This is a genomic window from Paenibacillus sp. J45TS6 (assembly GCF_018403285.1).
Lineage (GTDB): Bacteria > Bacillota > Bacilli > Paenibacillales > Paenibacillaceae > Paenibacillus.
The window spans coordinates 1-435 of the sequence record NZ_BOSJ01000069.1 but is presented as its reverse complement, the minus strand read 5'-3'; the positions used below and the strand labels follow the sequence as shown (position 1 = coordinate 435).

At 46.2% G+C, this 435-nt stretch carries 2 rRNA genes; both read right to left on the bottom strand.

The features are described from left to right. Positions 1 to 71 (bottom strand): 5S ribosomal RNA (gene rrf, locus KJS58_RS24950); the annotation flags it as partial. A 252-nt stretch (positions 72 to 323) separates the two neighbouring features. After that, positions 324 to 435, bottom strand: a 23S ribosomal RNA gene (locus KJS58_RS24945); the annotation flags it as partial.

Genomic DNA, 435 nt, shown 5'->3' with positions numbered 1-435 from the left:
TCGGCGCTGGAGGGCTTAACGGTCGTGTTCGGGATGGGTACGTGTGGAACCCCTCCGCTATCGCCACCAAACATGATTTTTGCGCTGTGATATCTTCAGTGAACACTCACCAGCAAAATATCAGTCCATAGAAAGGACATGCAGCTTAAAATCTTCGGAAAATTCATTCGCTCTTCGCGTTTGCTTGGGTTCAACACGAAAGTGTGAATCAAGAAACAAGCGTTTGGTTTTCCTCAAGGATTTGCTCCCTGAAAACTAGATACGAAACAATCTTTGCGATTTATAGCATATGCTTTCGAAGTAGCTTTCCTTCAGAAAGCTTGTAGGATAAGCCCTCGACCGATTAGTACTGGTCAGCTCCATGCATTGCTGCACTTCCACCTCCAGCCTATCTACCTCGTCGTCTTCAAGGGGTCTTACTAGTTGGGAAATCTC